This is a genomic window from Bacteroides sp. CAG:189 (assembly GCF_000432295.1).
Taxonomy (GTDB): domain Bacteria; phylum Bacteroidota; class Bacteroidia; order Bacteroidales; family Bacteroidaceae; genus Bacteroides; species Bacteroides salyersiae.
On record NZ_HF991056.1, the window covers coordinates 128,471 to 137,358 of the forward strand.

At 42.9% G+C, this 8,888-nt stretch carries 7 protein-coding genes; 4 read left to right on the top strand and 3 right to left on the bottom strand.

Features of this window, described 5'->3' with window-relative positions; genetic code table 11:
* Together QVP90_RS08255 and QVP90_RS08260 are read right to left on the bottom strand one after the other, a co-directional pair.
* Positions 1-1,452 (bottom strand): efflux RND transporter permease subunit (locus tag QVP90_RS08255; RefSeq protein WP_288204099.1); only part of this gene is annotated, 1,452 nt, incomplete at its 3' end.
* Between the two features lie 26 nt (positions 1,453-1,478).
* A complete protein-coding gene (locus tag QVP90_RS08260) occupies positions 1,479-2,639 on the bottom strand; it encodes an efflux RND transporter periplasmic adaptor subunit (RefSeq protein ID WP_005927575.1) in 1,161 nt (386 codons plus the stop codon).
* 316 nt (positions 2,640-2,955) lie between these two features.
* Here QVP90_RS08260 and QVP90_RS08265 point away from each other — a divergent pair, with 316 nt between their 5' ends.
* Entirely contained in the window at positions 2,956-4,860 is a 1,905-nt protein-coding gene (locus QVP90_RS08265) for an Ig-like domain-containing protein (RefSeq protein ID WP_007479374.1), read from the top strand.
* Positions 4,805-5,680, top strand: a complete 876-nt coding sequence (locus tag QVP90_RS08270; protein ID WP_021936151.1) for a DUF3108 domain-containing protein — start codon at positions 4,805-4,807, stop codon at positions 5,678-5,680. The genes QVP90_RS08265 and QVP90_RS08270 overlap by 56 nt, the downstream gene beginning before the upstream one ends.
* On the opposite strand, the gene QVP90_RS08275 is transcribed toward QVP90_RS08270, so the two are convergent.
* Positions 5,670-6,074 (bottom strand): PaaI family thioesterase, encoded by a 405-nt coding sequence (locus tag QVP90_RS08275; protein ID WP_005927565.1) that lies wholly within the window; start codon positions 6,072-6,074, stop codon positions 5,670-5,672. The genes QVP90_RS08270 and QVP90_RS08275 overlap by 11 nt on opposite strands.
* Positions 6,075-6,297: 223 nt before the next feature.
* Between QVP90_RS08275 and QVP90_RS08280 the strand changes: the two genes are divergently transcribed.
* Positions 6,298-7,500, top strand: coding sequence for a glycoside hydrolase family 88 protein (locus QVP90_RS08280; RefSeq protein ID WP_005927563.1), 1,203 nt, complete (start codon positions 6,298-6,300; stop codon positions 7,498-7,500).
* Positions 7,501-7,715: 215 nt separating this feature from the next.
* The coding region (locus tag QVP90_RS08285; protein ID WP_288204102.1) for a sulfatase family protein at positions 7,716-8,888 on the top strand (1,173 nt) is incomplete at its 3' end.

An 8,888-nucleotide genomic window follows, 5' to 3' on the forward strand; every position in this document is an offset into this window, starting at 1 on the left:
CAATGCATTGACTGCCGATAAACCGATAGCGATAGCCATTGTTAAACCGAACTGGCGATAGAATGTACCGGAAGTACCTGTCATGAAGCTTACAGGGATAAATACGGACATCATTACGAGCGTGATGGATACGATAGCGCCACCTAATTCATTCATGGCGTCGATAGAAGCCAATCGGGAAGATTTGTATCCTTGGTCCAGTTTTGCATGGACCCCTTCGACGACTACGATGGCATCATCGACCACGATGGCAATGGCGAGTACCATAGCGCAAAGCGTCAGCAGATTAATGCTGAATCCGATCAAATAAAGTACAAAGAATGTACCGATCAAAGCTACTGGAATAGCGATGGCCGGAATTAATGTGGAACGGAAATCTTGCAGGAAGACGTATACCACAATAAATACCAGTACGAATGCTTCGAGCAGAGTCTTGATTACTTCATGGATAGAAGCAAAAAGGAAGTCGTTGGCATTCTGGGAAATATTTACTTTTACACCCGGAGGGAATGTCTCTTCAGATTTTTGCAGCAATGCTTCGATGTCTTTGATAATCTGTGTTGCATTCGAACCGGCTGTTTGGAAGATAATACAGGTAACACCCGGGTGTCCGTTAACGTTGTTGGTATACCCATAAGTTAAACGTCCTAACTCCACTTCTGCAATGTCTTTCAGGCGAAGCACTTGTCCGTCTGAAGTAGCACGAATGACGATATTTTCAAATTCTTCCTGACTTTGCAGGCGTCCTTTGTACCTTAGTGTGTATTGAAAAGTCTGGTTGCCTTGTTCACCGAACGAGCCCGGAGCGGCTTCTATATTCTGTTCGGCCAAAGCAGTGGAGACATCGGTAGGCATCAGGTGGTATTGGGCCATTTTATCCGGCTTCAACCAGATACGCATAGAGTAGTCGGCACCGAGCACCATGGCATCACCCACACCGGGTACACGCTGAACCTCAGGGATTACATTAATTTTGGCATAATTCTCAAGGAATTCGTTATCGTATTTATCGTCTGAACTATACAACGAGAATACCAGCAACATACTGGTCTGGCGTTTGGAGGTGATTACACCTACTTGGGTAACTTCGGCCGGCAGGAAGCCCTGTGCTTTGGCTACACGGTTCTGTACGTTGACGGCGGCCATATCCGGATCTGTTCCCTGTTTGAAATAAACGTCGATACGGGCTTCACCTGTATTTGTTGCAGTAGATGTCATGTACATCATATTCTCCACACCGTTGATCTGCTCCTCGAGTGGGGCAATCACACTGTTCAATACCGTCTGGGCATTAGCTCCCTGGTAAGTGGTGGAGACGCTTACCGTAGGCGGTGCGATGTCCGGATACTGGGAAATAGGGAGCGAGAACAGTCCCAATATACCCAGAATGACTATTACGATGGAGATTACCGTAGATAGTACCGGGCGATTAATAAATCTATCTAATTTCATAGTTTTGTTATCTCTATAAGCTGAATTTACATTTTTCCTTCTTTACGATCTTGCATAGCTTGCTGGAAGTTTGCTTCCGACTGGGCAGGAGTAGTCGGTTTAATAGTTTGTCCGTCTTTCAGAGTACCTACATTTTCAATAACGATCAGATCGCCTTGTTTCAGTCCGGAGGTAACTACATACTCTTGTCCGTTATCGATGTTAAGTATGGTGATTTCATTCATCTTAACCGTATTGTCCGGTTGTTGCAGGAATACAAATTTCTTATCTTGTATTTCTGTCGTTGCCTTTTGCGGAACAACAAGAGCGTTTTCCATGTGGTAAGGGATGATGAGATTACCCATACCGCCACTTCTCAACAGGTGGTTACTGTTTGGGAAAGTAGCACGAATGCTGACCGCACCTGTGTTTGCATTGATTACACCGCTGATGGTCTCTATTTTTCCTTTTTGATCGTAGGTACTTCCGTCTGAAAGTTGGAGTTGTACTTCGGGATAGGTCTCTACGGCAGCGCTTTGCGAACCGTCTTTACGTACCAATTCCAAGAGTTCTTTCTCTGTCAGAGAAGCATAAACGTACATTTCGGTAATATCTGAAACAATAGTCAGTGGGGTAGCGATCGAGGGGCTTACCAAACTTCCCAAACGATAAGGGATATCATTGACAATACCGTCGGAAGGACTTTTTACGTTGGTAAATCCGAGGTTCTGCTCTGCACTGATAAGCTGTGCTTTTGCCGAGGCCAGTTGTGCTTTGGCTGATGCAAGCGAGTTTTCGGCCATAGCCAGATCATAGTCGCTGATAATATTTTTCTTGTTCAAGGCACGTTTATTGTCAACAGTGATCTGTTGCGTACTTACAGCAGCTTCGGCAGTTGCTACGGCTGCTTTGGCCGAACGTGCGGCAGCTTCGTATTGCGTAGGATCAATGATGAACAATACCTGTCCTTTGCGTACCATGGAACCTTCGTCTACACAAACTTTGGTGATGAAACCTGATACTTGGGGACGAATTTCTACGTCCTGTTTTCCTTTAATAGTAGCCGGATAAGAACTGGTCAGATTGACTGTTGCGGGTTGCAGGGTTTGCACTGCACATTCCGGAGCTCCTCCCATGTCAAAACCCTTTTTGCCACAACTCGACAAGAGGGTCAAACAAAATGCGAATAATACAATTCTACTTTTCATACTTCTATATTCAGTGTTTATTGATAAATTTCTACAAATTTGTGTGCTCATAGTAATGTATAAGGATGGAAGAAGAAAACCGAAATACGCTTTTTCAGTTTTCGCTGCAAAAGTACTTTAATTTCTTGTAAGAATGTTCTATAATACCCGCTTTTTTAACTATGTTTTTCTCTTATTAATAGAGACTTCGTTCCAAATGTCGCATCTGTTGGTAAATAATGACAGCTGAGTGATGCTTGGAACGGTATTGCCCGATTTTTCATTAAATTAGTGTAAAGTATAGTATTTATTCTCTGAGAACCTTTATTTTTGCATCATGTTACGTAAAAGATCTTATAATATAAAGTTGCTTATTCGCAAGGTGTTGACGGTAGTCGCAGGAGTGGCTGCTTTTTATTCATGTGCCAGTATAGGCCGTCCGGACGGTGGCCCGAGGGATGAGACACCTCCCCGTTTTATGAAGAGTTCACCTGTTGCCGGGGCACTTAACAGCACCCGGAAGAAAATTTCACTTGAATTTGATGAATATATAAAATTGGAAAAAGCGAATGAAAAGGTTGTGATTTCTCCGCCTCAGGCACAGCAGCCTGAAATTAAACCTTCGGGAAAGAAGATAAACATAAACCTGCTCGATTCACTGAAACCCAATACCACTTATACGATTGATTTTTCGGATGCCATCGTTGATAACAATGAAGGAAATCCGTTGGGTAATTTTGCGTTTACTTTCTCTACCGGAGATGTGATCGATACGTTAGAGGTATCCGGTACGTTACTCGAAGCTTCCAATCTGGAGCCGGTAAAGGGAATGCTGGTGGGCTTACATTCCAATTTATCCGATACGGCATTTACTAAATTGCCGTTTGACCGGGTAGCCCGTACGGACAGTCGCGGGCATTTTGTAATCCGGGGGATTGCTCCGGGAGAATACCGTATCTTTGGTCTGATGGATGCCGATCAGAATTTTTCTTTCAGCCAGAAGAGCGAAGCGCTGGCTTTTAATGACTCTTTGGTTATTCCCCGTTGGGAGGAACGTATGCGACAGGATACGACTTGGGTGGACTCTTTGACTATTGATACGATTGTTGAAAGAAAATATACTTATTATCTGCCGGATAATATTGTATTGCGTTCTTTTACGGAAAATCTGTTTTCGCAATATCTTATTAAAAGCGAACGTCTGACTCCGGAGAAATTTACGCTTTATTTTGCAGCCAAAGCCGATACTTTGCCGGTGTTGAAGGGGTTGAACTTTGAAGAGGAGGATGCTTTTGTTATTGAGAAGAGCCTGAAAAATGATACTATTCATTATTGGGTAAAAGATTCGTTGCTTTATAAGCAAGATACGTTGTCATTCAGTCTTAGCTATTTGTATACGGATACATTGAATCAGTTGGTTCCGCGGACGGATACATTGAAGCTTGTAGCCAAGAATGTGAAAAAGAATACGGATGAGCCCAAGAAAAAGAAGAGAAAGAAAGATGAAGAGGATGAGCCGGAACCGACCAAATTCCTGCCTGTATCATCGCGTGCCTCTTCTTCTATGGATGTGTACGATTATATCTCATTGACTTTTGAGGAGCCGATAGCCTGGTTTGATACTGCGGCTATCCACCTGAAACAGAAAGTGGATACGTTATGGGAGGAGGTTTCTTTTGATTTTACACAGGATTCGTTGAACTTACGTAAGTATAATTTGTATTATGATTGGGAGCCGGCGACGGAATACGAGTTCTCGGTAGATTCGACTGCTTTTCATGGTATTTACGGGTTGTTTACCGATAAGATAAAGCAGAACATAAAAGTACGTTCTCTGGAGGAATACGGGGCCATTTATTTTAATGTTACAGGGTGTGATTCCATTGCTTTTGTGGAATTGCTCGATGGTCAGGATAAGGTAGTGCGTAAAGTACCTGTCGTTGATGGGAAAGCAGATTTCTATTTCTTGAATCCGGGTAAGTACTGCGCTCGTTTGGTGAATGATACGAATGGAAATGGAGTCTGGGATACCGGTGAATACGAAACGAAGCGGCAGCCGGAAATGGTGTACTATTATCCGCAGATATTGGAACCGAGAGCCAATTGGGAGGTCGAACAGACTTGGGATGTGAAGGCAACGCCATTGGATAAACAAAAACCGGATGAACTTAAAAAACAAAAACCAGATGAAGACAAGAAGAAAAGAGGCCAGAATAATAATCAAAGCGGTCGCCAGCGTTAAGAGTCGTATAAACCTGCTATGGTTGACATTGATTGTTAGTGTTTGCTTCTCAATGCCGGTCAAGGCTCAGTGTGAAGCTACGAACGAAGCTTTCAAGTCCGGTGAGCATGTAATGTACGATTTGTATTTCAACTGGAAATTTGTATGGATAAAGGCAGGTTTGGCAAGCCTTACCACGAATGCGACGACTTATCACTCCAAACCGGCCTACCGTTTTAATCTCTTGTCGGTGAGCAGTAAGAAAATTGATTTTTTCTTTAAAATGCGGGACACTTTGACTTGTATTGTCAGTGAGAAACTCGAACCCCGTTATTTCCGCAAAGGAGCTGAAGAGGGAAAACGTTACACGGTAGACGAGGCATGGTTTTCCTATAAAGACGGACTGTGCTTTGTCAATCAAAAGCGTACTTACCGGGATGGTGAGATTATAGAGACCGAATATAGTGACAGTCGCTGTGTTTTTGATATGCTCAGTATTTTGGCACAAGCCCGCTCTTACGATCCGAACGACTATACGGTCGGGCAGAAAATAAACTTTCCTATGGCTACCGGTCGCAGGGTAGAAGAACAGACCTTGATTTATCGCGGGATGAAAAATATCAAAGCAGAGAATGATACGACTTACCGATGCCTTGTTTTCTCATTTGTGGAATATACCGACAAAGATAAAGAAAAGGAGGTGATTACATTCTATATTACAGATGATAAAAACCACCTCCCGGTTCGTTTGGATATGTTTTTGAATATCGGGTCGGCCAAAGCTTTTCTCAGAAGTGTTACCGGGAATCGTTATCCGCTTACTTCGATTGTCACAAAGTAAAAGGTACTTGTTGATCTTTGCGGAATACGCTTGATTCGAATGTGGCGATTAATTCATTTTTTTGGTTAGTGATATCTATCTGATAATATCCGGTGCTCCGGCCGATATATCGCTCCCGGGCTTCGGCATACAATGTATCACCAATACCACTGGCACGGAGAAACGTAATATTGGACGATAAGGAAAAAGCAAGTTGCCCATGCGAATTGGCAGCGGCTGCTAAGGCAAGGTCGGCCAAGGTAAAGATAGCTCCTCCTTGTGTGCGGTTTCCTGCATTGAGATGTTCCTTTTTTATTTCCAGTCGGGCTTTACTATATCCTTCGCGTACTTCCATGAGTACGATGCCTGCCCTTTCGGCAAAAAGATCGTTTTTAAAAAAATCCTGTGGTGTCATGATTAATAATTGGTTAATTGGTCAATATGCCAATGTGCCAATTGGCTGCGCTGCTATATCTGGACGTGCAGTTGGACATTGACATATTGGTTCATTGGCATATTATTTTCTGCAAATGTACCAAATTTGTCTCTTAATTGGATTATTTAGTACAGTCAAATCTGTTGGATTGCGCTATTTTTGCCATCATGAAATTAATTACATCACAAATAATCCAGGTATTATGAAAACGATTTTGAGTGTATTGGGATTTTCCCTGCTGATTCTGACAAGTTGCAACAACACTAAAACGGTTGAAAAAGACTTTATTCAGGATAACATTGATAATGCTGCTGCGCAGAATACGATCCAGACTGATATTATAGAGAAGTCGGGTAGAGTATTGAATCCACGCACGATTGATAAAGATGGTAATATTGTTTATATTCCCATTGATGATTGGTGTTCTGGCTTTTATCCGGGTAGTATATGGCTCACTTATGAGCTTACCGGAGATAAGAAGTGGTTGCCACTGGCAGTGAAATATACAGAAGCACTCGATTCGGTAAAACATTTGAAATGGCATCATGATGTAGGTTTTATGATTGGTTGCAGCTATCTGAACGGGTATCGCCTGGCTGATAAGAAAGAATACAAAGATGTGATTGTGGAAACTGCCAGATCATTGTCTACTCGTTTTCGTCCGAATGCAGGAGTTATTCAGTCGTGGGATGCCGACAGAGGATGGCAGAGTACACGCGGCTGGAAATGTCCGGTTATCATTGATAATATGATGAATCTTGAATTGTTGTTTGAAGCGACAACGCTTTCGGGAGATTCTACTTTTTATAATATTGCAGTGAAACATGCCGATACAACGATGGCGCATCATTTCCGTCAGGATAATAGTTGTTATCATGTGGTGGATTATGATCCGGAAACAGGTGAAGTGCGTAAGAAACAGACAGCGCAGGGATATGCGGATGAGTCGGCATGGGCTCGTGGACAGGCATGGGCACTGTATGGATACACGGTTTGTTACCGCTATACCCATGATAAGAAATATCTTGATCAAGCACAGAAAGTCTACAATTTTATCTTTACCAATAAAAATCTGCCGGAAGATCTCGTACCCTATTGGGATTTTGATGCTCCCAATATTCCGAATGAACCGCGTGATGCCTCGGCTGCTGCCTGTACAGCTTCCGCACTATATGAAATGGAAAACTATCTTCCGGGAAATGATTATAAGGTTACGGCTGATAAAATCATGGAGAGTCTTGGCTCGCCGGCTTACCGTGCAGCAGTAGGAACAAACGGTAATTTTATACTGATGCACTCCGTAGGCAGCATCCCTCACGACTCCGAAATCGACGTTCCGTTGAACTATGCCGATTATTACTTCTTGGAGGGATTGATGCGTAAGAGAGATATGGAGAAAAAGTAATTAAGTAGTCAAGTAGTTAAGTAGTCAAGTAGTTAAGTAGTCAAGTAGTGAGTAGGTGATAGTCCGGCTATCAAAAAAGAGTGCATGTTTCAGAATGAATCTATTCTACTTGACTACTTACTACTTACTACTTGACTACTTGCTACTTGACTACTTAACTACTTGCTACTTGACTACTTAACTACTTGCTTACTACTAATCAATAGTCATTTGTCATGAACAATCAGATAAATTTATTATTCGGCGGTTTGAGTTTGTTTGCTATGCAGGGGTGTAAAGCTCCACAGGCTGAACAAATCGAACATCCCAATATCATTTATGTTTTTCCTGATCAGTATCGCAATCAGGCGATGGAATTTTGGGGACAGGAGGGATTCCGGGAAAAGGTGAATTTTAAAGCCGATCCCGTGCATACACCTAATTTGAATGCTTTTGCCCGCGAATCAGTGGTACTGACTTCAACACAGAGTAATTGTCCGTTGAGTAGTCCTCATCGTGGCAGTTTGTTGACAGGAATGTATCCTAACAAGAGTGGTATACCTTTGAATTGTAATTCGAATCGTCCCATCAGTTCCTTGCGTGAAGATGCAGAGTGTATCGGTGACGTGTTTCAAAGTGCAGGCTACGATTGTGCTTATTTTGGAAAATTGCATGCTGATTTTCCGACACCGAATGATCCGGAAAATCCGGGACAGTATGTAGAAGAAAAGCGGCCGGTATGGGATGCTTATACTCCGAAGGAACGTCGACACGGATTTAATTATTGGTATTCTTACGGCACATTTGATGAACATAAGAATTCTCATTATTGGGATACGGACGGGAAACGTCATGACCCTAAGGAATGGTCGCCCTTACACGAAGCCGGGATGGTTGTTTCGTACTTGAAAAACGAGGGCAATGTGCGCGATATGAAAAAGCCGTTCTTTATTATGGTAGGAATGAATCCTCCGCATAGTCCGTATCGTTCATTGGACGACTGTATGGAGGAAGATTTCAATTTGTATAAAGACCGTCCGCTCGATAGTCTTTTGATTCGGCCCAATGCAGATGCGAAAATGGAAAAGGCGGAATCGGCTCGTTACTATTTTGCATCGGTGACTGGCGTCGATCGTGCTTTTGGTCAGATATTGGCAACATTGAAGGAGATGGGACTGGATAAGAATACAATTGTCGTTTTCTCTTCGGATCATGGAGAAACTATGTGTAGCCAGCGTACGGATGACCCGAAAAACTCTCCTTATTCAGAGTCGATGAATGTTCCGTTTATAGTGCGGTATCCGGATAAAATCCGCCCGCGAGTGGATAATCTGATGCTTTCTTCACCGGATATTATGCCTACCCTGTTGGGATTGTGCGGTCTTGGAGATTCTATTCCTGCTGAAGTA